The organism is Actinoplanes sp. NPDC049599, from assembly GCF_044465625.1.
Taxonomy (GTDB): Bacteria; Actinomycetota; Actinomycetes; order Mycobacteriales; family Micromonosporaceae; genus Actinoplanes.
Genome location: NZ_JBITLX010000002.1, coordinates 552,363 through 578,155, shown reverse-complemented (window position 1 = coordinate 578,155; position 25,793 = coordinate 552,363). Strand labels below are relative to the sequence as shown.

Here is a 25,793-nt window from a genome sequence, read left to right as displayed (position 1 = left end):
GTGACCGATGACCTGCTCGCCCGGCACCAGGCCGTGCTGCCCTCCTGGGTGACGACCTACTACGGCGACGACGCGATCGAGCTCGTCCGCGGCTCCGGCCGCCGGGTGACCGACGCGAACGGCCGCAGCTACCTGGACTTCTTCGGCGGCGTGCTGACCAACATGCTGGGCTACGACATCGCCGAGGTGCGCGAGGCGGTCGAGCGCCAGCTGGCCACCGGCATCGTGCACAGCTCGACGCTGTACCTGATCCGGCACCAGGTCGAGCTCGCCGAGCGGATCGCCCGGGTCTCCGGCATCCCGGACGCCCGGGTGTTCTTCACCAACTCCGGCACCGAGGCCAACGAGGCCGCGCTGCTGTTCACCACCAACTTCCGCCGGTCCAACCAGATCCTGGCGATCCGCAACAGCTACCACGGCCGCTCGTTCGCCGCGATGGCGATCACCGGGCACCGCAGCTGGTCGGCGAGCGCGCTGAGCCCGGTCAGCGTCTCCTGGCTGAACTCCGGCGACCGGCTGCGCGGCCGGATGAAGGGCCTGTCCGACGCCGACCACATCGACGCGGCGGTCGAGGACCTGCGCGAGGTGCTGGCCACCACCACGTCCGGCGACGTCGCGGCGCTGATCGCCGAGCCGATCCAGGGTGTCGGCGGCTTCGTGCACGCCCCGGACGGCCTGCTCGGCGCGCTGAAGAAGGAGCTCGACAACCACGGCATCCTGCTGATCGCCGACGAGGTGCAGACCGGCTGGGGCCGTACGGGTGAGCACTTCTGGGGTTACCAGGCGCACGACGTGCAGCCGGACCTGATCACCTTCGCCAAGGGCATCGGCAACGGCTTCGCGCTGGCCGGCGTGGTGGGCCGGGCGGAGCTGGTCAACGCGGTCCCGGCGACCAGCTTCAGCACCTTCGGCGGCAACCCGGTCTCCACGGCCGCCGGCATCGCGGTCCTGGACTACGTGCTGGACCACGACCTGCAGGCCAACGCGAAGCGCACCGGCGCGATCCTGCTGGACGGCCTGCACGCGGCGGTCGGCGACACGAAGATCGTGGGGGAGATCCGCGGCCGGGGCCTGATGATCGGCATCGAGTTCGTCCGGCCGGGCACCACCGAGCCGGACGCCGCGGCGACCATGCGGGTCTTCGACGGGTGCCGCAAGGGCGGCCTGCTGGTCGGCAAGGGCGGCCTGTACGGCAACGTGCTGCGGATGGGCCCGCCGCTGACGCTGACCGAGGACGAGGCCCGCGAGGGTCTGGCCATCCTGGTGGACGCGATCCGCACGGCCGACGCCGAGGCGTACTGAGCAGCCGGTCACCCGGCGTGGACCTGCGCCGGGTGACCGTTCGATCACGATGCGGTGGACGCTCATCCGTGCCGAATGAAATTTCCCACGTGTTACCGATCGGCTCTGTCGAACGATGATCGGGAGCGCGACCATCTGCATGTGACAGAGACTTCCGTGATTCTCGCCTTGGTGGTCGTCACCGCCCTCGGGTTCGATTTCACGAACGGGTTCCACGACACCGCAAACGCGATGGCCACGTCCATCGCCACCAGGGCTCTCCGGCCGAAGGTCGCCGTCGCCCTCTCCGGCATCCTCAATCTCGTCGGCGCGTTCCTGTCCGTCGAGGTCGCCCTCACCGTCACGAACGCCGTCGTGAAGATCCAGAATTCCAACGGCACCCCCCGGCCGGAACTGCTCGTCGACGATGGATCGGCGCTGCTGCTGATCGTCCTGGCGGGCCTGGTCGGCGGCATCGTCTGGAACCTGCTGACCTGGCTGCTCGGCCTGCCGTCCAGTTCCTCGCACGCCCTGTTCGGCGGCCTCATCGGCGCCAGCATCGCGGGCCTGGGCTGGGCCGGGGTCAACTGGACCGGCGACGGCAGCAAGCTCGACGGCGTCATCGGCAAGGTGATCCTGCCGGCGCTGATGTCCCCGGTCATCGCCGGCGTCGTCGCCGCCACCGGCACCTGGCTGATCTACCGGCTCACCGTCGGCGTCGCCCAGCGCTTCACCGACAACGGGTTCCGGTGGGGGCAGATCGGCAGCGCCTCGCTGGTCTCGCTCGCGCACGGCACCAACGACGCGCAGAAGACGATGGGCGTCATCACGCTGGCGCTGATCGCCGCCGGGGACTGGACCGACACCAAGAGCATCCCCTTCTGGGTCAAGGCCTCCTGCGCGCTGGCCATCGCGCTCGGCACCTACCTGGGCGGGTGGCGGATCATCCGGACGCTCGGCATGGGCCTGGTGGAGATCGCCCCGCCGCAAGGGCTGGCGGCCGAGTCCGCCGCGGCCGCCGTGATCCTGTCCTCCAGCCACCTGGGCTTCGCGCTCTCCACCACGCACGTCGCCACCGGCTCGATCCTGGGCTCCGGTGTGGGCCGGCCCGGCGCGCAGGTGCGCTGGCGGGTGGCCGGCCGGATGGTCGCCGCCTGGCTGATCACGCTGCCGGCCGCCGCGGCCGTCGGCGCGCTGATGTGGTGGGTGACCGAGGTGCTCGGCGGCGGCATGGTCGGGGCGATCGCGGTCGTGGTCATCCTGGTGGCCCTGGCGCTGGGCATGTGGCTGCGGTCGCGCCGCGCACCGGTCGACCACACCAACGTCAACGACGAATGGGAAGCGGCGCCCGCCGCCGACCGCGTGCCCGCCGGCACGGCGAGTTGAGAGGGGTACGCGCGACATGCACAACCTGGGATTCGCCCTCGAAGGCGCCTGGAAGGTCCTGCTCGCCAGCGTCATTCTCGGCGCCGGGCTGCCGGCCCTGTTCGCGCTCGGCATCCGCTCCCTGGCCTACGGCGCCGGCGGCGAGGCCGAGGTACACGAGACCGGGGTGTCCGGGCCGGCCCCGCACCGGATCGGCACGGCCGTCGGGTACCTGCTGTTCGCGATCGTGGTGCTGGGCGTGCTGCTGGGCATCACGTTCATCGTGGCCAGCGGCTTCGGCAAGACGCTGAGCTTCGCGCACTTCTACCCGACGATCGTCGACAAGTGACCCGGCGTGACTGACTCCCGGTCGAACTTCATGGTCCGGGCCGTCGAGTGGCTGCGGGCCGGCTATCCGACCGGTGTGCCCCGCGGCGACTACGTGGCGCTGCTCGGCGTGCTGCGCCGCAAGATGACCGAGGACGAGGTCCGCGCCTTCGCGATCGACCTCGCCGACCAGTCCGTGCTGGCCGGCGACGACCCGATCAGCACCGCCGACATCGAGCAGATGATCTCCTCCGCGCTGCTCCAGGAGGCGACCCCGGAGGACGTGGTCCGGATCTCGGCCCGGCTCGCGGCCGGCGGCTGGCCGCTGGCCGACCCGCCCGCCCGGGACTGACGCCGTACCGGTGGCCGGGCCGGGGTGATCGCCGGCCCGGCCCGCCGAGATCCTGACTCTGCTGCACGGTGCGGGCGCGGCGGGGCTCAGCGCCGGCCGGCTGAGCCGCGCCCTGTACGGCGACGACGCCCACGTGGTGACCGTCCGGGCGGAGATCTCCCGGCTGCGGCGCGCAATCGGGGCGCTGGTGGCCACCAATCCTTACCGGCTGGCGGCCGGGGTCAGTTTGGAGATTGCGGGCTGAGCCGGTCGGTCGGGGACCTTCTGCGGGGAGCTTGTCGCTGCGCGAGGGCGGACGGTAGGGGTTCGGGTTCCGTCGGGCTTCGGGCTCCTGCCTCCCTGCCGTCGCCTTGTCACGCCTCGTCTTGTCACGCCTTGTCACGCTCGTTCTGTCTCACTTCATCACGTGTTGTCGCGCCTCGTCTCGTCTTGTCGGCGGCGGTTCTTGCCTTCGCGTCGCCGACGGTGTGCGGGCATGCACGGGGCGAGGGTGTTGATCATGCCGAAGCCGCCGGCGGGATAGATCATGGTGAGCTTGGGTCACCCGAATTTCGCCATTTCTGGATCACGGTCCCCCGTGATCCGGCCCGTTGCCGGGTTCGTCCGGTATGCGGAATTGGCTCCCGGAGGGTGTGTGGCGATGGCGGAGGTTGAGGGGGGTCATTTCAGGAGGAAAGGGGTGTGAGTGGTGGACCTTGTATCGGTGTGGTGAGGCTGGATCGTTTTAGCTCATCAAGATCCGCGACGGCACTGAAAGGCGAAAGCCGACGGGTCAGCTCCGCACCGCTGCGGCACAAGATCGCCGATCGGGCCTGGCGTGAAGGGGGACGCGGAAAGAAATCGCACTCTCTGTAGCGGCAGAGGTTCAGGCTGCGGAACGGCTGTCCCTTGCTGAGACCGCGGTCCCAGCCCAGCGCGGTCCCAGCCAGCCCAGCCCGGCCCGCCCAGGGCGGCGCGGCCCAGCCCTGCCAGGCGCGGCCTTCGCCCAGTGCGACCCAGCCCCCGCCAGGCGCGGCCTTCGCCCCAGCGCGACCCAGCCCCCGCCAGGCGCGGCCTTCGCCCCAGTGCGGCCCCGCTTCACCCCGCCCCGCGCTGCCCCCGTCCAGCGCGTCCCAGCCCGGCCCTGCCCGTCAGGCGGGGTCCCGCCCAGCGCGTCCCTGCCCCATCCCGCCCTGCCGTGCTCGGTCCCCCCAGCCCGGCGCGGCTGGGCGCGGCCGGACCCGGACTCGGGCGAGGGCATCGAAGCCGGCCCCGACCGCGGGCGTCCACTTTGCCGGCTCGGAGTGGGGGCGTGTGGTCCCGGGCCGAGTTGGCCGCGCGGCCCGTGCGGTGGTTTGCCGCGACGGTCCCGGCTGCGGGTCACCTGCTCTGCCCGCGACCCCGGAGATATCCCCGGCATGGCCGCTGAGCAGCGGTGTCGCCTGCCGGAGCGGGCCGGTCTCCGGCTTCCGTGAAAAATGTTATCGAGATTCTCAAGATCTTGATCTGTTGTGGGAGCGCTTCCGTAATGAGGACTGAGGTCCTACGACAGGAAGGCTCAGGCGACAGAATGAATCGCTCCCGTACCCCCGCCCGGCGCTGGCAGATCGCCGGCGTCGGCGCAGTCGCCGTCGCACTCGTCGGTGTCGGCCTGGGCGTCGCGTCCGCCGCCGAGGGCACCGCCCCCACGGTCAACTGTCCCGCCGTCGCCGGCAAGCTGGGTGCCGTGCCGGCGCAGGCGCAGGCGGAGATCCAGCGCAATCTGGCGCTGTTGAACACGCAGATCGCTGAGGCGAACAAGCGCCTGGTCACCAGTCAGGGTGAGGGTGGCCCGGCGTTCATCCAGAACGCGATTCTCGGCCCGCTGAAGGACAAGCGGGTGGCGACCATCAACCGGATGGCGACCGCGATCGGCCGTAACGCGGCCAAGCCGGTGCTGGACGTGAACGGCCTGGCGACCTGCTCGCTGAACGCCAACGGCGGTGGCAACGCCGCTCCCGAGCCGACCAAGGTCGAGGCCGGTGGCAACAACGCCGGTGGCAACAACGCGGGCGGCGGCAACGCCGGTGCCGCGCCGACGGTGAACTGCCCGGCGGTGGCCGGCAAGCTGGGTGCCGTGCCGGCGCAGGCGCAGGCGGAGATCGAGCGGAACCTGGCGCTGTTGAACACGCAGATCGCTGAGGCGAACAAGCGCCTGGTCACCAGCCAGGGTGAGGGTGGCCCGGCGTTCATCCAGAACGCGATTCTCGGCCCGCTGAAGGACAAGCGGGTGGCGACCATCAACCGGATGGCGACCGCGATCGGCCGCAATGCCGCCAAGCCGGTGCTGGACGTGAACGGCCTGGCGACCTGCTCGCTGAACGCCAATGGCGGTGGCAACGCTGCTCCCGAGCCGGCGACCGTCCCGGCCGCCGGTAACGCGGGCGGCAACACGGGCGGCAACACCGGCGCCGGCGCCGCGCCGACCGTGAACTGTCCCGCCGTGACCGGCCTGCCGGCCATCCCGGCGCAGGCGCAGGCCGAGGTCGCCCGCAACCTCGAGCTGCTGAACACCCAGATCGCCGAGGCCAACCGGCGGCTGATCACCAGCCAGGGCCAGGGTGGCCCGGCGTTCATCCAGAACGCGATCCTCGGCCCGCTGGAGGACAAGCGCGTCGCGACCCTGAACCGCATCGAGACGGCGATCGGCCGCAACGCCGCCCGGCCGGAGGGCCTCGAGCGCTTCGCCCCCTGCTCGCTGAACGAGTAACCGCAACCCGCGTCGCCGATGACGGGGTCACCGCTCGCGGTGGCCCCGTCAGGCTGTCAGCAGCTTGCGCAACTCCCGCCGGGCCTGGTGGATCCGCGACTTCACGGTGCCCTCGGGCACCTGGTGCAGGACCGCGATCTCGGCGTAGCTCAGGTCGAGCACGTCGCGCAGCGCCACCGCCTCGGCCAGTTCCGGGCGCAGCTGCGCCATGGCGTCGAGCAGGTCGAGCCGGGTCGCCGCGATCATGCTGGTGCGCCGCGGATCGGCGACCTCGGCCAGCACGTCGTCGCTGCCGGCCGGGACGTGCGAGCGGGTGCGCCGGTACGCCGACCGGGACCGGTTGGTGGCCAGCCGGTACATCCACGTCCGGAACGCGCTGCGGCCCTCGAAGCGGGGCAGTCCCCGGGCCACGGCCAGCAGGGTGTCCTGGCAGGCCTCCTCGGCGTCCTCGCGATTGGGCAGCAGCCGTACGCACACCCGCAGAACTTCCGGGCGCACCGCCACGAGCAGCACGTTGAGGGCGGCCAGATCGCCGGCGGAGGCGACCCTGGCCAGTTCTTCGACATCGGGAGCGTGCATAGCGCGTCCTCTCCGCGCTCAGTATGCGTCCGGCCCGCCGACCCCAGCTCCCCCGTTCATGCCACGTTCCGTAGCGCCGCGGCCACGGTCGGGCAGGGGCCGGTGGACGAACCGGCCCACGTCGCCGTCGCCGTGGCGCTCTCCGGGACGCCGGCCGCCACCGGTGCGCGCGAGCACCTCGACTACGCCGGCGCGGACAAGGACACCTGTGCGGGGTGGCGGTCGTTGCCGACACCGGGTGGGAGACCGCGAGTGGGCACGAGACGCTGGCCCGGTTGCTGAGCATGGCGGCCGTGCGCCGGGCCGCGGCCCGGCGGGCGGCGCGCCGGGCGACCGATGGCGGGTTGAAGGTCATCGACCGGCGGCGGGCGGAGCGGGACCGGCCGCGGTCGGGTCCGGGCGGTGACGCTTTCAGGACGCCGCGGCCTGCACCGCCTGGGCGATAGCGACCGGGTTCTGATACTCCCGCCAGCGGGAGACCCGTCCTTCGTGGACGGTGAGCACACCGATGAAGGTGGCCGCGGCGGATCTTCCTGTCGCGGTCATCGTCGCGGCCAGCTCGTACTCGACGACGATGGTCGCGGGGTCGGCGGTGTCGTGCACGGCCAGGACCCGGCAGTCGTCGAAGCGGAAGGGCAGCTCCGCGCGCCCGGCCCGGACGAAGGCCAGCACCGCGGCCCGGCCCGCGATCCGGGCCGGCCGGCCCGGCGCGGCGAACGGCATCTCCAGTACGACGTCGTCGGTGAGCGCGTTGTCGTCGAAGGTGGTCTTGTTGGCGATCCAGCGGTCCCGCATGCGGCCGAAGGCCTGGCGCGGCGTCATGGTGCCTCCCCGGATAAGATGAGTGTCGGCTCGACTTACCATAATGAGTCTGGACTCACTTTCCAAGGGGGGCGGCGTGCGGTCGGACGCGCAGCGCAATCGGGGGCGCATCCTCGACGCGGCGGAGGAGGTCTTCGCGCGGCGCGGCGCGGCGGCGTCCACCGAGGAGGTGGCCCGGCTCGCCGGGGTCGCGATCGGCACGGTCTTCCGGCACTTCCCGACCAAGGACGAGCTGCTGGCGGCGATCCTGAAGCGCCTGCTCGCCCGGCTGGCCGAGGACGCGGCCGGGCTCGGCGGGGCGGACGGCCTGCACACGTTCTTCCGCCGGTCGGTCGCCCAGGCGGCGGCCAAACGCACCGTCGTCGACCTGGTGGGGGTCAGCGTCCCGGCCGCGCTGGGTCAACTGGACGACGCGGTGGGCGAACTGCTGCGCCAGGCGCAGGACGCCGGCACGGTACGCCGTGACGTCCGCCCGCCCGAGGTGATGGCGCTGCTGGTGAGCGTGTGCCAGGGCGCGGTGCACGGCGGCTGGGACGCGGAGCTGCAGGACCGGACGCTCGCGGTGATCTTCGCCGGTCTGGCCGGCTGACGTGCGCCGGGTGTCGGGGTGGGCATCAGGCCCGGCCCGTACGGCACGAGCACGCTCGACGACGAGTTCCACGCCGCGTCGTCACCGCCCAGTGGTCGCCGGTCGTCCGCCGCCCGCTCGTGTCACCGTCGGTGAAGTCGTCGCTCCCCCGGACCGGGGGAGGTGTGGCGGCCTGCGCGGGCACGGGGACGGCGGTCAGCAGGAGCGTGGCCAGGGCCGCGCGAGCAGGGGACGAATGGCCGGTCGCATGGCCGCACGGAGGACCGGCCATTCATCACCGTCAATCAGACCCCGTCATTGCACCTGCAACGGCACGACGTCCGGCGCGCCCAGCCGGGCCGCGTCGGCCGTCTCGTCGTCCGGCTGTTCCTGCGAGGCCCGTTCTGCCTCCACCCGCAGCCGGTAGTGCTCGACCTCCCGGTGCCGTTGCTCGTCGGTCCAGCCCAGCACCGCGCCGAGCAGTTCCGCCGCCACCGGCGCCGCGGCGAGACCCCGGTCGAAGGTCTCGATCGAGATCCGGGTCCGCCGGGTGAGCACGTCCTCCAGGTGCCGGGCGCCCTCGTGGCTGGCCGCGTACGCCAGCTCGGCGCGCAGGTGGTCCTCCGCGCCCTCGACCGGCCGGGCCAGGTCCTTGTCGTCGGCGATCAGGCCGAGCACCTCGTGCACCAGCGAGCCGTAGCGGCCCAGCAGGTGCTCGATCCGGGCCACGTGCAGCCCGGACTCCTCGGCCAGCACCCGGCGGCGGTTCCACAGTGCCGGGTAGCCCTCCGCGCCCAGCAGCGGCACCCGTTCGGTGCAGGAGCGGGGCGTCGAGCGGCCCAGCCCGTGCACCGCCGCGTCCACCGCGTCCTTGGCCATCACCCGGTACGTCGTGTACTTGCCGCCGGCCACCACCACCAGGCCCGGGGTCGGGCTGGCCACGGTGTGCTCGCGGGACAGCTTCGACGTCGACTCCGACTCGCCGGACAGCAGCGGACGCAGGCCGGCGTAGACGCCCTGCACGTCGGTCCGGGTCAGTGGGGTGGCCAGCACCTTGTTGACCAGGTCCAGCAGGTAGTCGATGTCGGTGCTGGACGCCGCCGGGTGGGCCTTGTCCAGCGCCCAGTCGGTGTCGGTGGTGCCGATGATCCAGTGCCGGCCCCACGGGATGATGAACAGCACGCTGGTCGGGGTGCGGCTGATCAGCCCGGTCGAGGACTGGATCCGGTCGCGGGGCACGACCAGGTGGATGCCCTTGGAGGCGCGGACGTGGAACTGGCCGCGCTCGCCGACCAGCGCCTGGGTGTCGTCGGTCCACACCCCGGTGGCGTTGATGATCTGCTGGGCGCGTACCTCGAAGGTCCGGTCGTGTTCCAGGTCGTGCACCCGGACGCCGGTGACCCGCTCGCCCTCCCGCAGGAAGCCGATCACCTCCGACCGGGACGCGACGTGCGCGCCGTAGGCGGCGGCCGTCCGGGCCAGGAACATGGTGTGCCGGGCGTCGTCGATCTGCGCGTCGTAGTACTGCAACGCGCCGACCAGCGCGTCGCGGCGCAGGGCCGGGCAGACCCGCAGCGCGCCCCGGCGCGACAGGTGCCGGTGCCGGGGCAGGCCGGGCGCCGCCGCGGCCATCGTGTCGTAGAGCAGCACGCCGGCGCCGGCGTACAGGCGTTCCCAGCCGCGGTGCTGCAACGGGTAGAGGAAGGGGACCGGCCGGGCCAGGTGCGGCGCCAGCCGGGTCAGGATGAGGCCGCGTTCCCGCAGCGCCTCACGGACCAGCCCGAAGTCGAGCATCTCCAGGTAGCGCAGGCCACCGTGGATCAGCTTGCTGGACCGGCTGGACGTGCCCGAGGCGAAGTCGCGCGCCTCGAGCAGGCCGACGGAAAGACCGCGGGTGGCGGCGTCGAGGGCGCTGCCGGCGCCCACCACCCCGCCACCCACGACGAGCACGTCGACCTCGCTGGCGGCCAGGGCGGACAGCGCCGCCTCCCGGCCGTGCGGAGAGAGCGTCGTGTCAGTCAACGTCGACCCAATCGAGAGTGCGCTGCACGGCCTTCTTCCACTGGGCGAAGCCCTGCTCGCGCTGCTCGTCGGTCCATTCCGGCTGCCAGCGCTGCGACTCGTTCCAGTTCTCCCGCAGCTCGTCGGTGTTCTTCCAGAAGCCGACGGCCAGCCCGGCCGCGTACGCGGCGCCGAGCGCGGTCGTCTCGGCCACCACCGGCCGGCTCACCGGCACGCCCAGCACGTCGGCCTGGATCTGCATGCACAGGTTGTTGACGGTGATCCCGCCGTCCACCTTGAGCACGTCCAGCGTCACGCCCGAGTCCTGCGCCATCGCCTCGACCACGTCGCGGCTCTGGTAGCAGATCGCCTCCAGGGTGGCGCGGGCGATGTGCGCGTCGGTGTTGAAGCGGGACAGCCCGACGATCGCCCCGCGCGCGTCCGAGCGCCAGTACGGCGCGAACAGCCCGGAGAACGCCGGGACGAAGTACACCCCGCCGGAGTCCGGCACCGAGCGGGCCAGCGTCTCGCTCTCGTCCGCCGAGTTGATGATGTGCAGCTGGTCGCGCAGCCACTGCACGGCCGAGCCGGTCACCGCGATCGAGCCCTCCAGGGCGTACACCGGGGCCGCGTCGCCGAACTTGTAGCAGACGGTGGTGAGCAGGCCGCTCTTCGACCGGACCAGTTCGGTGCCGGTGTTGAGCAGCATGAAGTTGCCCGTACCGTAGGTGTTCTTGGCCTCGCCCGGCGCGAAGCAGACCTGGCCGAACATGGCCGCCTGCTGGTCGCCGAGGTCGCCGGTGAGCGGGACGTCGCCGCCCAGCGGGCCCGGCGCGTGGGCCATGCCGTAGGTGTTCGGGTCCGACGAGGGGCGGATCTCCGGCAGCATCTGCCGGGGGATGCCGAAGAACGACAGCAGCTCGTCGTCCCACTGCAGGCTCTCCAGGTCCATCAGCATGGTGCGGCTGGCGTTGGTGACGTCGGTGATGTGGTTGCCGCCGTCGGTGCCGCCGGTGAGGTTCCACAGCACCCAGCTGTCGGTGTTGCCGAAGATCGCGTCGCCGCGCTCGGCCGCCGCCCGGACCCCGTCGACGTTCTCCAGGATCCACTGGATCTTGCCGCCGGAGAAGTACGTGGCCGGCGGCAGCCCGGCCTTGCGGCGGATCACGTCGCCGCGGCCGTCGCGGTCCAGCGCCGAGGCGATCCGGTCGGTCCGGGTGTCCTGCCAGACGATCGCGTTGTAGTAGGGCCGCCCGGTGCGCCGGTCCCACACCACCGTGGTCTCGCGCTGGTTCGTGACGCCCAGCGCGGCCAGATCACTGGCCTGCAGGTTCGCCTTCTGCATGGCGGTGCGGACGACCGAGACGGTCCGTTCCCAGATCTCGATCGGGTTGTGCTCGACCCAGCCGGCCTGCGGCAGGATCTGCTCGTGCTCCAGCTGGTGCCGGCCGACCTCGTTGCCACCATGATCAAAAATCATGAACCGGGTGCTGGTGGTGCCCTGGTCGATAGCACCGACGAAGTCAGCCACTGGTCGCCTCCTCGCGTTCGCGTTCGCTGGTGGGGAGCCGGCCCGGCTCCGGGGGAGCGGCGGACGGCAGGAACCGCCCGACCAGGCCCTGGTAGAGCCCGGCGCCGAGGATCCCGCCGACGATCGGACCGACGATCGGGACCCAGAAGTACAGATAACCCGTCTGATCCCGGAACGCGCCACCGTATCCGGTCAGGAAACTGGCGAGTCGCGGCCCGAAGTCACGGGCGGGGTTGATCGCGTAGCCGGCATTGGTGCCCCAGGCCATGCCGATCGCGACCACGATGAGGCCGATGATGAACGGCGCCATGTTGGCGCCCGGCGGGGTGCTGGCGGCGTCGGTGATCGCCAGGATGAGGAACAGCAGGATGGCCGTGCCGATCACCTGGTCGCGCAGCGCGCCCCACTCGTTGACGGGCAATGTCCCGTTTCCCGGCAGGGTGGAGAAGACGCCCTGGGTCTTGATGGTCAGGCCGGGGTCGGCCGCGTGCAGCGCCTCGGTGTAGTTCCACCGCACCAGCAGCGCCGCCACGAACGCCCCCAGGAACTGGGCCAGACAGTAGGGGGCCACCTTGCGCCACTCGAAGCCCTTGAAGACCGCGAGTGCGACGGTGACCGCGGGGTTGAGGTGCGCGCCGCTGATCCGGCCCGCGACGTAGACGCCGAGCATGACGCCCAGCCCCCACGACCAGGCGATGCTGTCGTGATCTCCGAAACCGCCGGCCACCACCTGCGCGACGACGCCGACGCCGAAGAGGATGAGGATCATGGTCCCGGCGAACTCGGCGGCAAGTTCGCCGAGCATTCCCGGGATCTTGAGTCGTTCTGCCATGTGCCCTCCAGGGTCCGATGTGCTCCGACGCTATGGAGGGGCACCCGGGGCGGCAATGAACGCCGTTCGGCATTGTCGAACGCTGACCGTGAGCGTGTCGTAACGCAGTGGCATAGCATCCGAAACATGCCCGGGACGGTGCAGTCCATCGAACGAGCAGCTGCGATCCTGCGGATGCTCGCCGGTGGCACGGGCCGGCTGGGGCTGGGGGAGATCGCCCGATCCCTCGATCTGGCCAAGGGCACCACCCACGGCATCCTGCGCACCCTGCAGGGTGTCGGCTTCGTCGAGCAGGACCGGGTGTCCGGCCGCTACCAGCTCGGCGCGGCCCTGCTGCACCTGGGCACCAGCTACCTCGACATCAACGAACTGCGGTCCCGCTCGATCAACTGGGCCGACCCGCTGGCGGCGCGCAGCGGGGAGGCCGTCCGGATCGGCACTGTCCTGGAGGGACGCGTGCTGGTCGTGCACCACGTGTTCCGTCCCGACGACACGTTTCAGACCCTGGACATCGGAACGTTGCTGCCGCTGCACGCCACCGCGCTGGGCAAGGTCCTGCTCGCGTACCGGTCGGCCGGGCCGGCCACCGAGCTGGAGCGGTTCACCCGGCGCACGGTGGTGGCGCCGCGCGAGCTGGCCGTCGCCCTCGACGAGGTGCGGGCGGCCGGCTGGGGGGCCGAGATCGAGGAGCTGACCCTCGGGCAGGCGGCGATCGCCGCGCCGATCCGGGGGTACGGCGGCCTGGTGGTCGGCGCGATCGGCATCTCCGGGCTCGTCGAACGGATCTGCGACACCAGATACCGGCCGCACCCGCGGCTGGTCGGCTACGTCCGGGACGCCGCCCGCGCGGTCTCCCGGGACCTCGGGGCCGCCCGGCACTGAGAACGCAGGGGGAGGCACCATGACCGAGCGCTACGTCATCGCGATCGACCAGGGCACCACGTCGACGCGGTGCATCGTGTTCGACCGGCGCGGTCAGCTCGTCTCCCTGGCCCAGCAGGAGCACAAGCAGTTCTTCCCGCGGCCCGGCTGGGTCGAGCACGACGCGGCGGAGATCTGGCGCAACGTGGAACGGCTCGCCCCGCTGGCGCTGAGCCGGGCCGGGATCAGCACCGACCAGGTCGCGGCTCTCGGCATCGCCAACCAGCGGGAGACCACCGTGCTCTGGGACCGGCGCACCGGGGTGCCGATCGGCCGAGCCGTGGTCTGGCAGGACACCCGCACGGACACCCTGGTCAACACGCTGATGGAGGTGCCCGGCGCGGACGAGGTGCAGCACCGCAGCGGGCTGCCGCTGGCCACCTACTTCTCCGGGCCCCGGCTCAACTGGATCCTGGACCACACCCCGGGCCTGCGCGAACGGGCCGAACGCGGCGAGGTGCTGTTCGGCACCATGGAGACCTGGCTGATCTGGAACCTCACCGGCGGCCTGCACGTCACCGACGTGACCAACGCCAGCCGCACCATGCTGCTCGACGTGCGCACGCTGCGCTGGTCGGAGCGGGCGTGCGCGTTCTTCGGCGTGCCGATGGCCATGCTGCCCGAGGTGCGGCCGTCGGTCGGGGTGTTCGGCACGGCCACCGCCGCGTTCCCCGGGGTGCTGATCGGCGCGGCGCTCGGCGACCAGCAGGCCGCCCTGTTCGGGCAGACCTGCTTCACCCCGGGCGAGGCCAAGTGCACCTACGGCACCGGCAGCTTCCTGCTGCTCAACACCGGTACGGAGCTGGTCCGCTCGACCCACGGGCTGCTTACCACGGTCGCGTACCAGCTCGCCGACGAGCCGGCCCAGTACGCCCTGGAGGGCTCCATCGCGATCACCGGCTCGCTGGTCCAGTGGTTCCGCGACCAGCTCGAGCTGATCACCAGCGCGCCGGAGATCGAGACCCTGGCCCGGACCGTCGACGACAACGGCGGCTGTTACATCGTCCCGGCCTTCTCCGGCCTGTACGCCCCGCACTGGCGCAGCGAGGCCCGCGGGGTGATCGTGGGGCTGACCTCGTACATCACCAAGGGGCACCTGGCCCGGGCGGTGCTGGAGGCGACCGCCTGGCAGACCCGCGAGGTGGTCGACGCGATGAACGCCGACTCGGGGCTGGCGATGACCACGCTCAAGGTGGACGGCGGGATGACCGCGGACAACCTGCTGATGCAGTTCATCGCCGACGTGCTGGACGTGCCGGTGGTCCGCCCGCTGGCCAGCGAGACGGTGTCGCTGGGCGCCGCGTACGCCGCCGGGCTGGCGGTCGGGCACTGGCCGGACCTGGCGGACCTGCGGCACAACTGGCACCGCGCGGCCCAGTGGATGCCGGCGATGGACCCGGTCCGGCGCGACCGCGAGTACGACAACTGGCGGCGCGCGGTCGAGCGCACCTTCGACTGGATCAAGCCGGCCTGACCGGCAACACTTTTGACACATCGGTGAAATCACCGGTCTTGCCCGAACGGGGCGGATCGGCCGACACTGGTGCGCATGGTAATTGCACCAATAGTGCAAGAAGCCTTCCGGTACGGCGGCGCCACCGCGCGCGCCGACGAGGAGGGCCGGGCCCTGCTCGCCGCCCTGGTGCCGGGGCTGCCCGCCGAGGTCGCCGCGGCGGTGCTCGAGCTGGCCGGCGGCGACCCCGCCGTGCTGCGCGAGGTGGCCGGCACGCTGACCCCCGAGCAGGTCCGCGGCACCTACCCGCCGCCCTGCACCCTGCCCGCCGGGAGCGAGCTGGGCCGCCGCTGCCGGGCCGCCCTCGCCGCGCTGCCCGGCCGCACCCGCGGCGCCCTGCTGCTGGCCGCCACCGACCCCGACCTGACCCCCGGTGAGCTGCTGGCCGCCGGCGCCGCCGAGGCCCTCGCCGTCGCCGAGGAGGCGGGCCTGGCCACCGTCACCTCCGAGGCCGTGCAGTTCACCCCCGCGGTGCTGCGCGCGGTCGTCTACTACGACGCCCCGCTGGCCCACCGCCGGGCGGCACACAGCCTGCTCGCCGACGTGCTCGCCCGGCGCGGCGAACGGCTGCGCGGCCTGGTGCACCGGGCCGCGGCGGCCGTCGGCTCCGACGAGGGGCTGGTCCGCGACCTGCTCGCCGCCGCCGCCGACGGGCCGCCCCGGACGGCCTCGGCCGCGTACCGCTACGCCGCCGCCCTGACCACCGGCCCGGACGGCGGCGCCGCGCTGGTCGCCGCCGCCCGGCAGGCCTGGCTGGCGGGGGAACGGCAGCAGGCCGGGCTGCTGCTGCGCCGGGCCGCCCGGCGCCCGGAGGTGCGCGCCCCGGCCGGCCGGCTCGCCGGCGAGCTGGAGCTGCGCGAGGGTGACCCGGTCATCGCCCGCGACATCCTGCTCGACGCGGCCGCCCAGCTGGTGCCCGACGACGTCCCCGCGGCCCTCGACGCCCTGCTGCTGGCCGGCGAGGCGGTGCACCTGGCCGGCGAGCACGGCCGCTACGGCGAGGTGGCCCGGCGCGCCCTGGCCCTGCGCCGCGGCGACGAGCCGCCCCCGGTCGCGCTCGCCTTCGAGCAGGTCGCCGGTCTCGCCGGGATGGTCGCCGGCGAGTACGGCGCCGCGTTCGCCCGGCTGCGCGGCGTGCTGCGGCTCGCCGCCGGGGTCGAGGAACCCGCGGCGCTGATCCGCGCGGCCCTGACCGGCGTGCTGGTCGGCGACGACCGCTGCGCCCGCGCGCTGGCCGGCCGGGCGGTCGCGCTGGCCCGGGACCGCGGCGAGGTCACGCTGGTGCCGCAGGGGCTGCAGGTCGTCGCGTTCGCCGGGCTCGCCGCCGGGCACCTCGAGGCCGCCACGGCCGCCGCGACCGAGGGCGCCGCGCTGGCCCGGGTCACCGGCCAGCCCGCGCTGGCGCAGAGCCACTTCGGCATCCTGGCGGTGCTCGCGGCGCTGGTCGGCGACCGGGAGAGCTGTGTGCTGCGGGTCCGCGAGGCCGGCGCCCAGGACAGCGCGCACGGCCCCGGCGAGGCCCGGGCGCTGTGCCAGTGGGCCCTGGCCCTGCTGGACCTGGTGGAGGGCCGGCCCCGGCGCACCGTCGAGCGGCTCGGCGCGCTGGTCGTCACGGCGTCCGGCCGGGGCAACCTGATCGTGCAGGTCGCGGCCACCCCGCACCTGGTCGAGGCGGTCTGGCGGTGCGACCCGCCGGCCCGGTCCGCCCGCACCGACCCGGCGGCGACCGCGCTCGACCGGGCCGTCGAGCCGTTCGACCGGTGGACCGCCGGGACCGGGCAGCCGGCCTGGCTGGCCCTGCGCTCCCGGTGCCGGGCGCTGCGCTCGCCGGAGCCGCAGGCCGCCGAGGACCACTTCCGGGAGGCGCTGCGCCAGCACGGCCGCGGCGACGCCGACTTCGCCCGCGCGCACACCGAGCTGCTGTTCGGCCGGGACCTGCGGCGGCGCCGGCGGCCCGGGGCGGCCCGGGAACACCTGCGCAGCGCGGTGGAGACGTTCCGGCTGCTCCAGGCCGAGCCGTGGGCGGCGCAGGCGGACGAGGAGCTGCGGGCCGCGGGGGCGCCCGTACCGCCGGATCCGGCCGGGGCCCGGGAGCTGACCGCGCAGCAGGAGCGGATCGCCCGGCTGGTGGCCGACGGGGCCACCAACCGGGAGATCGCCCAGCAGCTGTTCCTCAGCCCCCGCACGATCGACCACCACCTGCGCAACGTCTTCGCCCGGCTGGGCGTGCGCTCCCGCACCGAGCTGGTCCGCCGGTTCTCCTAGACCCGCGCGAGGGCCGCGGCGCGGGCGAGCACGCCGACGTCCGGCTGGTCGGTGAACAACCCGTCCAGCCCGGTCCTCAGGTAGGTGACCTGCTCGTTGATGGCCCGGCCGTACGCCGCCGGGTCGGCGCCGGCCCGCAGGTCGGCCGGCAGGAACTGGTTCTCCGCCCGGAACGTGTACGGGATGACCTTGAGCCCGGCCGCGTGCGCCTCGGCCACCAGGCCGGTCGGCGAGCCCAGGGTGCCGTCCGCCGCGCGCGGGATGACCTGGGACTTCTCCGGGCCGAGGCCGTCGGCGTACCGGGACAGCTGCCGCAGGCCGGCCGGCGTCAGGTAGTCGGCGTAGCTCCGCTCGTCGCCGAACGGCCCACCGGTCGCGCCGGTCAGGAACACCAGCGGCGCCCGCAGCCGGTACTCGGCCCGCAGCGCGGCCAGGTTCTTCGCCTCGAAGGACTGCACGAAGACCTTGGCGTCGGCCCGGTCCAGGCCGGCGCGGCGCAGCGCCCGCACCAGCGGCGCCTCCAGCTCCAGGCCCAGGCCGCGGAAGTAGGTCGGGTGCTTGGTCTCCGGGAAGACGCCGATCTCCCGGCCCAGCTCCCGGGACAGCCGCTTGCGCAGGTCCAGCACCTCCTGGAAGGTCGGCACCTCGAAGAGACCGTCATAGAGCGTGTTGTGCTGGCGCAGCTGCGGGATGCGCTCGACGGCGCGCAGCGTCTTCAGCTCGGCCAGGGTGAAGTCGTGGGTGAACCAGCCGGTCACCGGCACCCCGTCGAGCACCACCGTGCGCTTGCGGCCGGCGAACTCGGGCCGCGCCGCGACGTCGGTGGTGCCGCCGATCTCCGGCTCGTGCCGGGCGACCAGCACGCGGTCCTTGGTGATGACCAGGTCCGGCTCGATGTAGTCGGCGCCCAGCCGGGCGGCCAGCTCGTAGGAGGCCAGGGTGTGCTCGGGCCGGTAACCGGAGGCGCCCCGGTGCCCGACGACCAGCGGGCCCCGGCCGGGCCGGTGCCCGCCCAGGTCGGCGGTGGCCAGGGCCGGCGTCGCCGCCCCGCCCAGCACCGCCGGCACGCCGGCGGCCAGCGCGCCGAAGCGCAGCACCTGTCGGCGATCTGCCACGGTTCCTCCACGGGATCCGCCGGCGACCGTCGCCGGACCTCCCGTGGCCGAGTCCAGGCGATCAGCCCGACCGGCAGGCGAAGTCGCCGTGGCTGCCGGACAAACGCCGCGGTAAAGATCACCGACCCGCCGTGGCGTACTGCGCGGTCATGAGCACCTGGACGGCGACGGCCGGCACGCACCAGTTCACCGTCGCCGACGAGCAGAGCGCCACGGTGGCGGCCGACGCCCTGAGCGCGTACGGGTTCGCGCTGGTCTCGGCCAACCCGTCCCGGTCCGCGCCGGGCACGTCCGCGCCGACGGCGTGTCGCGCGTGGTCTGACGCCCCGGCGGCGATCGTCCCTTGAGGTCGGTCGAGGACCGGCTTAGGGTGGTGATCCGAACGCTCACAGTGAAAATGCCTTCGTGGGGTAGTCATGGGATCTCTGGAGCACCGCGCCGACGAGCATCGGCAGTCCGGGTCGGCCCGCACCGAGGACAGGTACGGCACCAGGCCCGGCGCCCGCGGTCCCAACGCCGATCCGGTCGGCCTGCCCGCCACGCCCCGGCCGGTCGGCCGCACCGACCTGACCGTGCTGCTCGGCCGGACCGTCCTGGAGGCCCGGGTGCAGCAGATCTGCCGGGAGTACGGCCTGCGCCCGCGCTCCGGCGAGGCGGTCGGCTCCGGGCTGTCCCGCTCGTACCTGTCCCGCGAGTCCGGGGTGGAGCTGGCCGCCGACGCGCACGGCCTGGTCACCACGATCTTCCTGCACTTCCACGGCGCCGACGGGTTCACCGCGTTCCAGGGGGAGATCCCGGGCGGGGCGGGCGGGGTGCCGCGGCGCACCCACCTGTGGGCGATGCTGGGTCACCCCGACGAGCAGGGTGAGCCGCACCGCGACCGCCGCCGGGTCGCGGTCGGGCCGTGGGACCGCTGGGTGCTGGCGGGCTTCGCACTGCACGCCCAGTTCGCCCCGGACGCCGAGCAGCTGGAGCGCGTCACCCTTTCGCTGCCGGACCGCTTCCCCCACGCGGCCTGACGGGTCGGCGTCCCAGTCCGGGCCGGGAGCGCCCGGCGCGCCCCCGGCCGTCGGGTCAGAGCCGCAGCTGCGGCCAGTCCAGCAGGTCGGCGCCCAGGTCGCGGACCGTGGCGAGCAGGCCGAGCCGGGCCGCGCGCAGCGCCGGGTCGTCCGCCATCACGAACACCTCGTCGAAGAACGCGTTGACCGGCCCGGTCAGCGGTCCCGCCGCGGCCAGGAATCCGGTCAGGTCCGTGCTGGGCCGGACCCCCTGCACGGTCTCGTGCAGCGCCACCTCGGCCGGTTCCTTGAGCAGCGCCGGGTCGTACTGCGCCGACGTGCCCTCCGGGACGATCCGGCGGGCCCGCTGGATCGCCTCGGCCAGCGCCAGGAACGCCGGCTCCGCGATCAGCCGGCCCAGCTGGGCCAGCAGCAGGTCGGCGAAGGACGGGCGGCCGGCGTGCGGCAGCACCGCGCGGACCCGGTCCACCGGGTGGCCCTCCTCGGTCAGCACCTGCTCCAGGCGCTTGGCCAGGAACTCGCCCGCCTCCGCCAGCACGCTCGCCGGCACCGCCACCGGCTGCAACGCCGCGGCCGAGGCCAGCGCGTCGGTCAGGCTCAGGCCGGTCAGCTCCGGGTGGGCGCGGTGCACGGCGATCAGGCCCAGCACGGCCCGGCGTACCGCGAAGGGGTCGCTGCTGCCGGTCGGCAGGCCGACCGTCGCACCCAGGCCGGCCAGCAGGTCCAGCCGGTCGGCCAGCGAGAGCAGCGCGCCCGGCAGCGAGGCCGGCAGGTCGTCGCCGGCGCTGCGGGGCAGCTCGGCCTCGTAGACCGCCTGGGCGACCGCCGGGGTCTCGCCGGCGTGCCGCGCGTAGTCGCGGGCCATCACCCCGGCCAGGCTGGTCATCTCGGTGACCAGCTGGGAACCCAGGTCGACCTTCACCAGCTCGGCCGCGCGCCGCAGGGTGTCCGACGGCTCGGCCAGCGAGAGCGCGAGCGCGGCGATCCGGTCCGCCCGGTCGGCCATCGAGCCCAGCTTGTCGGTGAACGTCAGCCGCTGGAGCCGGTCGCGCATCGCCGCCAGCGGCAGCTGCCGGTCGGCACGGTAGAAGAACGCCGCGTCCTCGTACCGGGCGCGCAGCACTGCCTCGTTGCCCGCGCGGACCCGTTCGACGTCCACCGGGCCGTTGGCGACCGTGACGAACATCGGCAGCAGCGTGCCGTCGGCGTCGCGGACCGGCAGGTAACGCTGGTGCTTGCGCATGACCGTGGTGAGCACCGCGGCGGGCAGCTCCAGGTAGCTCTCGTCGAAGGTGCCGAGCAGCGGCGTCGGCTGCTCCACCAGGTAGGTGATCTGGTCGATCAGCGCGGCCTCGCCGGCCACGTCGATCCGGCCGGAGTCCCAGACCAGGTCCTGCGCGCCGGTGACGATCAGCTCGCGGCGGTCCTCGGCGTCGGCGACGATCCCGTTGATCGCCAGCGTCTCCATGAACGTCTCGGCCGAGGCCACGCTGACGGCCGGCTGCGCGGCGGTGCGCAGCACCCGGGTCTCCCGCCCGGCCAGCAGCGTGGACACGGCCAGCGGGACGATCTCGTCGCCCCAGAGCGCCACCAGCCAGCGGATCGGCCGGGTGAAGGCCAGCTGCGGGTCGTTCCAGCGCATGTTCTTGGCCGCGCGCAGGCTGCCGGCGACCTTCGCGAGCACGTCGGCGAGCACGGCCGGTGCGGCGCGGCCCGCTTCGTGCTTGCGCACGACCAGATGCGGTACGCCGTTGACCTCGGCGGTCGCCAGCGACTCCACCGGTACGCCCTGGGAGCGCGCGAACCCCGCGACGGCCTTCTCGGGCGCGCCGACCTTGGGACCCTTGACCGTGCGCTCGTGGTCCTGCTCGCGCGCCGCCACCTCGGTGACCACCGCGATCAGGCGCCGCGGGGTGGCGTGCACCCGGACGTCGCCGTGCGCCAGCCGGGTGCCGCCCAGGCGCTCGGTGAGCTCCCGCCGCACCTGCTCGACGGCGGAGCGGACCTCGCTGGGCGGCATCTCCTCGGTGCCGACCTCGAACACCAGCGTCCGGGGCGCCGCGCCGGCCGGGGCGGCCTCGAAGGCGGCGGCCGGCGGCAGCGGCTGGGCCACGCCGAGCGGGTGGCCGAGCTCGTCGCGGCGGACCACCCAGAGCCGGGCCACGTCACCGGCGAGCCGGCGCATCCGGGCGAACTCGGCGGCCCGGTCGGCGGTGGAGACCGCGCCGCGCGAGTCGAGCACGTTGAACGCTTGCGAGCACTTCAGCACGTACGTGTGCGCGGGCACCGGCAGGCCCAGGTCGATCAGCCGCTGGGCCTCGCCGGCGTAGAGCTCCAGCAGCCGGCGGTTGGTGGCCACGTCGGCGTCGTCGAGGTAGTAGCGGGACATCTCGTACTCGGCCTGGCCGAACACCTCGCCGTAGCTGACGCCCTTGGCGTACTCGATGTCCTTGAAGTGGGTGACGCCCTGCAGCGCCATGATGATCCGCTCGATGCCATAGGTGATCTCCACCGAGGGCGGGTCCAGGTTGAGGCCGCCGGCCTGCTGGAAGTAGGTGAACTGGGTGATCTCCAGCCCGTCCAGCCACACCTCCCAGCCCAGGCCCCAGGCGCCCAGCGCGGGGGAGGCCCAGTTGTCCTCGACGAACCGGACGTCGTGCGCCGCCACGTCGATGCCGAGCGCGGCGAGGCTGCCCAGGTAGAGCTCCTGCGGGTAACCCGGGTCGGGCTTGAGGATCACCTGGAGCTGGGTGTGGGTCTGCAGCCGGTTCGGGTTCTCGCCGTAGCGGGAGTCGTCGGGCCGCACCGACGGCTCCACGTAGACGACCCGCCACGGCTCCGGCCCGAGCACCCGCAGGAACGTGGCCGGGTTCAGGGTGCCGGCGCCGACCTCGGTGTTCATCGGCTGCACGACCAGGCAGCCCTGGTCGGTCCAGTACGCGGTGAGGCGGGCGAGGGCGTCCTGCATGGTGAGCATGACCTCACAGTCTAGTGAGCCCGTCACCTGGGTATACGAACCCCATGTCGGAGCTGCTGGTAGGAGATCTGTACCGCTTCCAGGACCTGCTGGACGCCGAGGAGGCCGCCGTCGTCGAACGGGTCCGCGCCTTCCTGGCCGCCGAGGTCGTCCCGATCGCGAACGACCACTGGGCCCGCGCCGAGTTCCCGTTCCCGCTGATCAAGGGCTTCGCCGAGCTGGGCCTGGCCGGGCGCAAGCGCTCGAACCTGCTCTCCGGCTGGCTGGCGATGGAGATGGCGCACGCGGACGCCTCGATGGCCACGTTCTTCGGCGTGCACGCCGGCCTGGCGATGGGCAGCATCGAGACCTGCGGCTCGCCCGAGCAGCAGGAGCGCTGGCTGCCCGCGATGGCGAGCTTCGACAAGATCGGCGCGTTCGCGCTCACCGAGCCGACCGGCGGCTCGGACGTGGCCGCAGGCCTGCGCACCACGGCCCGCCGCGACGGCGACCACTGGGTGCTGAACGGCCAGAAGCGCTGGATCGGCAACGCCACGTTCGCCGACCTGACCGTGGTCTGGGCCCGCGACGAGGGGGACAACCAGGTCAAGGGCTTCGTGGTCGGCAAGGACACGCCCGGCTTCACCGCCACCAAGATCGAGAACAAGATCGCCCTGCGGATCGTGCAGAACGCCGACATCACCTTGACGGACTGCGTGGTGCCCGAGGCGGACCGGCTCCAGCACGGCAACACGTTCAAGGACACCGCGAAGATCCTCCGGCAGACCCGCAGCGGGGTGGCGTGGCAGGCGGTCGGGGTCATGCTGGCCGCGTACGAGATCGCGCTGGCGTACGCCAAGGAGCGCGAGCAGTTCGGCCGCCCGATCGGGTCGTTCCAGCTGGTCCAGGACCTGCTGGTGCGGATGCTGGGCAACGTGACCTCGTCGCTGGGCATGGTGGTGCGGCTGACCCAGCTGCAGGACGCGGGGGAGTTCCGCGACGAGCACTCGGCGCTGGCGAAGGCGTACACGACGACCCGGATGCGCGAGGTGGTCGGCTGGGCCCGGGAGATCCTGGCCGGCAACGGCATCGTGCTCGACTACAACATCGGCCGCTTCGTGGCGGACGCCGAGGCGCTCTACTCGTACGAGGGCACCCGCGAGATCAACACGATGATCGTGGGCCGCGCGGTGACCGGGCTGAGCGCGTTCGTCTAGGGTCTCCGCCGTGACAGACGCAGCGGCCCCGGAGGCGACGGTCTCCCAGGAGCACTTCATCGGCATGTACCTGGCCAAGACCGACCCCTGGGACAACGCCACCAGCTGGCACAACCGCCGCAAGTACGCGGTCACGCTGGCCGCCCTGCCCCGCGAGCGCTACCGCAGCGCCTACGAGCCGGGCTGCTCGATCGGCATGCTGACCCGGCAGCTCGCGCCGCGCTGCGACGAGCTGCTGGCCAGCGACTGCGTCGACGAGGCGGTCCGGACAGCCCGCGAGCAGGTCGGCGAGTTCCCGCACGTCCGGGTGGAACCGGAGATGCTGCCGGCCGACCTGCCGGACGCGACGTTCGACCTGATCGTGCTCGGCGACCTGCTCTACTACCTGTCCGCTGCCGACCTCGAAACCATGCTCGACGGCCTGGTCAAACGCCTGGAGCCGGGCGGCGACCTGGTCTCGGTCCACTTCCACGACCGCCAGACGGGCGGCAACTACGACGGCGCCTCGGTCCACGCGGCGCTGGCGGCCCGGCCGGGCCTGGAGCGGGTGGTGCACCACGAGGACGAGTGGTTCGTGCTGGACGTCCTCCGCCGCCTGCCCTGACCGGCTACCGCCCCGCGCCCTGCTTGCAGTGCGTGGTGGCCTCACCGCCGCCGTCCGGCGCCTCGACCCGTACGGTGATCTCCACGCAGCCCGCGGTGTCGAGCAGGATGTTGCCGAAGACCGGTTGCCCGTCGAACGCCGTCGAGAACGCGGTGCCGACCGTGCCCGTCGCGGGCCGGTGGGCGATGACCGTCACTCGGACCGGCCCGGACAGGAAGGTCAGCCGGGCACTCGGCTCGAACCTGCCCCAGGACGCGTGGCACTGCGGCGCGTGGCGTAGCACCGCCACCCCGAGCAGGTTCTCGTTCAGCGTGTTGACCTGCACCCGGTCCAGCTCCTGGATGGTGTCGGGGTGGTCGGCGCACCCGCTCTTCTTCGGATCGGCGTTGTCCCGGACCGCCTCGCCGCCCGAGCCGGGGAACCGGGCGGTGGGCTCCCGCGACCCCGGTGCGGGTGGCAGCACCTGCTCCCGGCCGGTCCGCGCCGGGTCCGCCGGCGCCCGGGCGACACCCCACGCGGCGAGCGACCCGGCCAGCACCAGCACCGCGGCGACGACCACCACAGGCACCCACCGCCGGCGCCGCGCCGCGACCGGGACCGGGGCGTCCGGCTTCACCTCGGCGCGGACGGCGAGCCAGCGTGCGCGCCACTCGTCGACCGGGCCGCCGCACGCCCGCACGTACCCCTTGGTGACCTCCCAGGTCGGCAGCCGGTGGCCGCTCGCGGCGGCCGACAGGCTGGCCCGGGAGATGTGGGCGGTCCGGGCCATCTCGCGGTAGGGCGGATTGTCCGCCTCGCCGCGAAGCTTGCGCAGGTCCGCGGCGAACCGCTGGACGGGACCCGCGGACGGGTCGACGGGGCGCTCGGGACGGGGCATGGCGCGGCCTCCGCTCTGCGTGCGCGGACCGGGACACCTCCATCAGACCGCCGCGGGCGGCACCGCGGTCCGCACTGTCGGGGTGCGGACAGAGTTGGCTGCAACCTCGTTGTCCAGGCCGGACAACGTTTCGGACATCGACCGATCTTGATGCGGTGGAGGCCTGAGCCGAAGGGAGCACCCCATGCGTCATCGATCGATCGTCCTGGCCGCCTCGTTGCTGGCGGCCCTGACGACCACCGGCTGCGAGCCGCCGGGCACGCGAGAGCCGGCCGCCACCGACTGGCGGAAGGTCGCCGACCGGGACCTGAACTGCCCGGGCGGCGCCGCCGAGGTGTTCGGCGGCGTGGACGAGTACGACATCGACCAGGACCGGATCCTCGACCAGTTCGTGACGATGCGCTGCCGGACGGCGGCCGGTTCGCCCGCCGCGCCGGGCCAGCTCGAGGTCTTCAAGGGCGGCACGGCGCCGGACAACCCGACCCGGCTCGCGGTGATCGTGCACCACGGGCAGAACCTGCGGCTGACCGGCTGCGTGACCTTCGCGGGCCTGGAGGCCTTCACCCGCGGCGCGAACGGCGAGACCACCGCGGTCTGGGGAGCGCACTGGGTCGCCGCCGGCAAGAAGAAGCGCCTGGCCGGCTACGAGTACCGGAACCCGGGCCAGCTGGCCGGCTGCGACCCGCGGCGTTAGCTCGTGGTCAGCCGTAGCGAGGGACGGCGAACGGCTGTCGCACGTACAGCCGGAGCCGTTCCACCACCGCGCGCCGCTTGCCGTCCCCCAGGTCGCCCGTCGCGATGGCGTCGGCCAGCCCTGCCAGCCGCGGCCGCGGCCGGATGCCGAGCGGCGCGCCGGCGGACAGTCGCAGGGCGGCCACGACGCCGACGGTAGGGCAGCCGCGCCAGCCGCCGCGGCGCCG

At 73.2% G+C, this 25,793-nt stretch carries 23 protein-coding genes; 14 read left to right on the top strand and 9 right to left on the bottom strand.

Annotated elements, in window-relative coordinates:
* The 5 genes from ACIBQZ_RS05875 to ACIBQZ_RS05855 all read left to right on the top strand — a co-directional run bounded on the left by ACIBQZ_RS05875 (position 1) and on the right by ACIBQZ_RS05855 (position 6,053).
* A complete protein-coding gene (locus tag ACIBQZ_RS05875) occupies positions 1-1,302 on the top strand; it encodes an aspartate aminotransferase family protein (RefSeq protein ID WP_396087303.1) in 1,302 nt (433 codons plus the stop codon).
* Positions 1,303-1,443: 141 nt separating this feature from the next.
* A complete protein-coding gene (locus ACIBQZ_RS05870) occupies positions 1,444-2,667 on the top strand; it encodes an anion permease (RefSeq protein ID WP_396087302.1) in 1,224 nt (407 codons plus the stop codon).
* Between the two features lie 16 nt (positions 2,668-2,683).
* Positions 2,684-2,995 carry a hypothetical protein gene (locus tag ACIBQZ_RS05865; RefSeq protein ID WP_396087301.1) on the top strand — a complete coding sequence of 104 codons (312 nt, stop codon included), beginning with the start codon at positions 2,684-2,686 and terminating at the stop codon, positions 2,993-2,995.
* A gap of 6 nt (positions 2,996-3,001) precedes the next feature.
* Complete coding sequence (locus tag ACIBQZ_RS05860; RefSeq protein ID WP_396087300.1) at positions 3,002-3,325, top strand: DUF3349 domain-containing protein; 324 nt, start codon at positions 3,002-3,004, stop codon at positions 3,323-3,325.
* Positions 3,326-4,874: 1,549 nt separating this feature from the next.
* Positions 4,875-6,053: a hypothetical protein gene (locus ACIBQZ_RS05855; protein ID WP_396087299.1), complete on the top strand. Its 1,179-nt coding sequence runs from the start codon at positions 4,875-4,877 to the stop codon at positions 6,051-6,053.
* Between the two features lie 48 nt (positions 6,054-6,101).
* On the opposite strand, the gene ACIBQZ_RS05850 is transcribed toward ACIBQZ_RS05855, so the two are convergent.
* Positions 6,102-6,632, bottom strand: a complete 531-nt coding sequence (locus tag ACIBQZ_RS05850) for an RNA polymerase sigma factor (protein WP_396087298.1) — start codon at positions 6,630-6,632, stop codon at positions 6,102-6,104.
* Positions 6,633-7,043: 411 nt separating this feature from the next.
* Positions 7,044-7,454 carry a nuclear transport factor 2 family protein gene (locus ACIBQZ_RS05845; protein WP_396087297.1) on the bottom strand — a complete coding sequence of 137 codons (411 nt, stop codon included), beginning with the start codon at positions 7,452-7,454 and terminating at the stop codon, positions 7,044-7,046.
* A gap of 76 nt (positions 7,455-7,530) precedes the next feature.
* Between ACIBQZ_RS05845 and ACIBQZ_RS05840 the strand changes: the two genes are divergently transcribed.
* Positions 7,531-8,043: a TetR family transcriptional regulator gene (locus ACIBQZ_RS05840; protein WP_396087296.1), complete on the top strand. Its 513-nt coding sequence runs from the start codon at positions 7,531-7,533 to the stop codon at positions 8,041-8,043.
* A gap of 294 nt (positions 8,044-8,337) precedes the next feature.
* Here the strand turns inward: ACIBQZ_RS05840 and ACIBQZ_RS05835 are convergent, their stop codons facing one another.
* From ACIBQZ_RS05835 to ACIBQZ_RS05825, 3 genes are read right to left on the bottom strand one after another with little or no spacing between them, the layout of a single operon-like run.
* Positions 8,338-10,044 carry a glycerol-3-phosphate dehydrogenase/oxidase gene (locus ACIBQZ_RS05835; protein ID WP_396087295.1) on the bottom strand — a complete coding sequence of 569 codons (1,707 nt, stop codon included), beginning with the start codon at positions 10,042-10,044 and terminating at the stop codon, positions 8,338-8,340.
* Entirely contained in the window at positions 10,037-11,554 is a 1,518-nt protein-coding gene (glpK, locus tag ACIBQZ_RS05830; protein WP_396087294.1) for a glycerol kinase GlpK, read from the bottom strand. The genes ACIBQZ_RS05835 and glpK (ACIBQZ_RS05830) overlap by 8 nt, the downstream gene beginning before the upstream one ends.
* Positions 11,547-12,386 carry an MIP/aquaporin family protein gene (locus ACIBQZ_RS05825; protein WP_396087293.1) on the bottom strand — a complete coding sequence of 280 codons (840 nt, stop codon included), beginning with the start codon at positions 12,384-12,386 and terminating at the stop codon, positions 11,547-11,549. Before ACIBQZ_RS05825 ends, glpK (ACIBQZ_RS05830) begins: the two co-directional genes overlap by 8 nt.
* A gap of 126 nt (positions 12,387-12,512) precedes the next feature.
* On the opposite strand from ACIBQZ_RS05825, the gene ACIBQZ_RS05820 reads away from it, so the two are divergent.
* The 3 genes from ACIBQZ_RS05820 (at position 12,513) to ACIBQZ_RS05810 (ending at position 17,085) form a co-directional block, all read left to right on the top strand.
* Positions 12,513-13,268 carry an IclR family transcriptional regulator gene (locus ACIBQZ_RS05820; RefSeq protein WP_396087292.1) on the top strand — a complete coding sequence of 252 codons (756 nt, stop codon included), beginning with the start codon at positions 12,513-12,515 and terminating at the stop codon, positions 13,266-13,268.
* 19 nt (positions 13,269-13,287) lie between these two features.
* Positions 13,288-14,781, top strand: a complete 1,494-nt coding sequence (gene glpK / locus ACIBQZ_RS05815) for a glycerol kinase GlpK (RefSeq protein ID WP_396087291.1) — start codon at positions 13,288-13,290, stop codon at positions 14,779-14,781.
* Between the two features lie 75 nt (positions 14,782-14,856).
* Positions 14,857-17,085, top strand: coding sequence for a LuxR C-terminal-related transcriptional regulator (locus ACIBQZ_RS05810; RefSeq protein WP_396087290.1), 2,229 nt, complete (start codon positions 14,857-14,859; stop codon positions 17,083-17,085).
* Here the strand turns inward: ACIBQZ_RS05810 and ACIBQZ_RS05805 are convergent.
* A complete protein-coding gene (locus tag ACIBQZ_RS05805; RefSeq protein WP_396087289.1) occupies positions 17,082-18,200 on the bottom strand; it encodes a glycerophosphodiester phosphodiesterase in 1,119 nt (372 codons plus the stop codon). The two genes, ACIBQZ_RS05810 and ACIBQZ_RS05805, sit on opposite strands and share 4 nt — an antisense overlap.
* Positions 18,201-18,349: 149 nt before the next feature.
* Between ACIBQZ_RS05805 and ACIBQZ_RS05800 the strand changes: the two genes are divergently transcribed.
* Together ACIBQZ_RS05800 and ACIBQZ_RS05795 are read left to right on the top strand one after the other, a co-directional pair.
* On the top strand, positions 18,350-18,547 hold the full coding sequence (locus ACIBQZ_RS05800; RefSeq protein ID WP_396087288.1) for a hypothetical protein: 198 nt from the start codon (positions 18,350-18,352) through the stop codon (positions 18,545-18,547).
* Between the two features lie 69 nt (positions 18,548-18,616).
* The gene (locus ACIBQZ_RS05795; RefSeq protein ID WP_396087287.1) at positions 18,617-19,219 is read left to right on the top strand and encodes a hypothetical protein; all 603 of its coding nucleotides are present in this window, start codon (positions 18,617-18,619) and stop codon (positions 19,217-19,219) included.
* A gap of 55 nt (positions 19,220-19,274) precedes the next feature.
* On the opposite strand, the gene ACIBQZ_RS05790 is transcribed toward ACIBQZ_RS05795, so the two are convergent.
* Positions 19,275-22,196: a glycine--tRNA ligase gene (locus ACIBQZ_RS05790; protein ID WP_396087286.1), complete on the bottom strand. Its 2,922-nt coding sequence runs from the start codon at positions 22,194-22,196 to the stop codon at positions 19,275-19,277.
* Between the two features lie 44 nt (positions 22,197-22,240).
* Between ACIBQZ_RS05790 and ACIBQZ_RS05785 the strand changes: the two genes are divergently transcribed.
* On the top strand, positions 22,241-23,392 hold the full coding sequence (locus tag ACIBQZ_RS05785; RefSeq protein ID WP_396087285.1) for an acyl-CoA dehydrogenase family protein: 1,152 nt from the start codon (positions 22,241-22,243) through the stop codon (positions 23,390-23,392).
* A 10-nt stretch (positions 23,393-23,402) separates the two neighbouring features.
* Complete coding sequence (locus ACIBQZ_RS05780) at positions 23,403-23,996, top strand: SAM-dependent methyltransferase (RefSeq protein ID WP_396087284.1); 594 nt, start codon at positions 23,403-23,405, stop codon at positions 23,994-23,996.
* 4 nt (positions 23,997-24,000) lie between these two features.
* Here the strand turns inward: ACIBQZ_RS05780 and ACIBQZ_RS05775 are convergent, their stop codons facing one another.
* The gene (locus ACIBQZ_RS05775; RefSeq protein WP_396087283.1) at positions 24,001-24,873 is read right to left on the bottom strand and encodes a hypothetical protein; all 873 of its coding nucleotides are present in this window, start codon (positions 24,871-24,873) and stop codon (positions 24,001-24,003) included.
* Positions 24,874-25,057: 184 nt separating this feature from the next.
* Here ACIBQZ_RS05775 and ACIBQZ_RS05770 point away from each other — a divergent pair, with 184 nt between their 5' ends.
* On the top strand, positions 25,058-25,567 hold the full coding sequence (locus ACIBQZ_RS05770; RefSeq protein WP_396087282.1) for a hypothetical protein: 510 nt from the start codon (positions 25,058-25,060) through the stop codon (positions 25,565-25,567).
* Between the two features lie 7 nt (positions 25,568-25,574).
* On the opposite strand, the gene ACIBQZ_RS05765 is transcribed toward ACIBQZ_RS05770, so the two are convergent.
* Positions 25,575-25,751 carry a hypothetical protein gene (locus ACIBQZ_RS05765; RefSeq protein ID WP_396087281.1) on the bottom strand — a complete coding sequence of 59 codons (177 nt, stop codon included), beginning with the start codon at positions 25,749-25,751 and terminating at the stop codon, positions 25,575-25,577.
* Positions 25,752-25,793 lie beyond the last annotated feature (42 nt).

What these genes read in the sequence shown, in the direction of transcription:
- ACIBQZ_RS05865 (WP_396087301.1), top strand. Translation starts at nt 2,684, where the DNA reads ATGCACAACCTGGGATTCGCCCTCGAAGGCGCCTGGAAGGTCCTGCTC.
- ACIBQZ_RS05855 (WP_396087299.1), top strand. Translation starts at nt 4,875, where the DNA reads ATGAATCGCTCCCGTACCCCCGCCCGGCGCTGGCAGATCGCCGGCGTC.
- ACIBQZ_RS05850 (WP_396087298.1), bottom strand. Translation starts at nt 6,632, where the DNA reads ATGCACGCTCCCGATGTCGAAGAACTGGCCAGGGTCGCCTCCGCCGGC.
- ACIBQZ_RS05845 (WP_396087297.1), bottom strand. Translation starts at nt 7,454, where the DNA reads ATGACGCCGCGCCAGGCCTTCGGCCGCATGCGGGACCGCTGGATCGCC.
- ACIBQZ_RS05825 (WP_396087293.1), bottom strand. Translation starts at nt 12,386, where the DNA reads ATGGCAGAACGACTCAAGATCCCGGGAATGCTCGGCGAACTTGCCGCC.
- ACIBQZ_RS05820 (WP_396087292.1), top strand. Translation starts at nt 12,513, where the DNA reads ATGCCCGGGACGGTGCAGTCCATCGAACGAGCAGCTGCGATCCTGCGG.
- glpK (WP_396087291.1), top strand. Translation starts at nt 13,288, where the DNA reads ATGACCGAGCGCTACGTCATCGCGATCGACCAGGGCACCACGTCGACG.
- ACIBQZ_RS05810 (WP_396087290.1), top strand. Translation starts at nt 14,857, where the DNA reads ATGGTAATTGCACCAATAGTGCAAGAAGCCTTCCGGTACGGCGGCGCC.
- ACIBQZ_RS05800 (WP_396087288.1), top strand. Translation starts at nt 18,350, where the DNA reads ATGAGCACCTGGACGGCGACGGCCGGCACGCACCAGTTCACCGTCGCC.
- ACIBQZ_RS05795 (WP_396087287.1), top strand. Translation starts at nt 18,617, where the DNA reads ATGGGATCTCTGGAGCACCGCGCCGACGAGCATCGGCAGTCCGGGTCG.
- ACIBQZ_RS05790 (WP_396087286.1), bottom strand. Translation starts at nt 22,196, where the DNA reads ATGCTCACCATGCAGGACGCCCTCGCCCGCCTCACCGCGTACTGGACC.
- ACIBQZ_RS05785 (WP_396087285.1), top strand. Translation starts at nt 22,241, where the DNA reads ATGTCGGAGCTGCTGGTAGGAGATCTGTACCGCTTCCAGGACCTGCTG.
- ACIBQZ_RS05775 (WP_396087283.1), bottom strand. Translation starts at nt 24,873, where the DNA reads ATGCCCCGTCCCGAGCGCCCCGTCGACCCGTCCGCGGGTCCCGTCCAG.
- ACIBQZ_RS05770 (WP_396087282.1), top strand. Translation starts at nt 25,058, where the DNA reads ATGCGTCATCGATCGATCGTCCTGGCCGCCTCGTTGCTGGCGGCCCTG.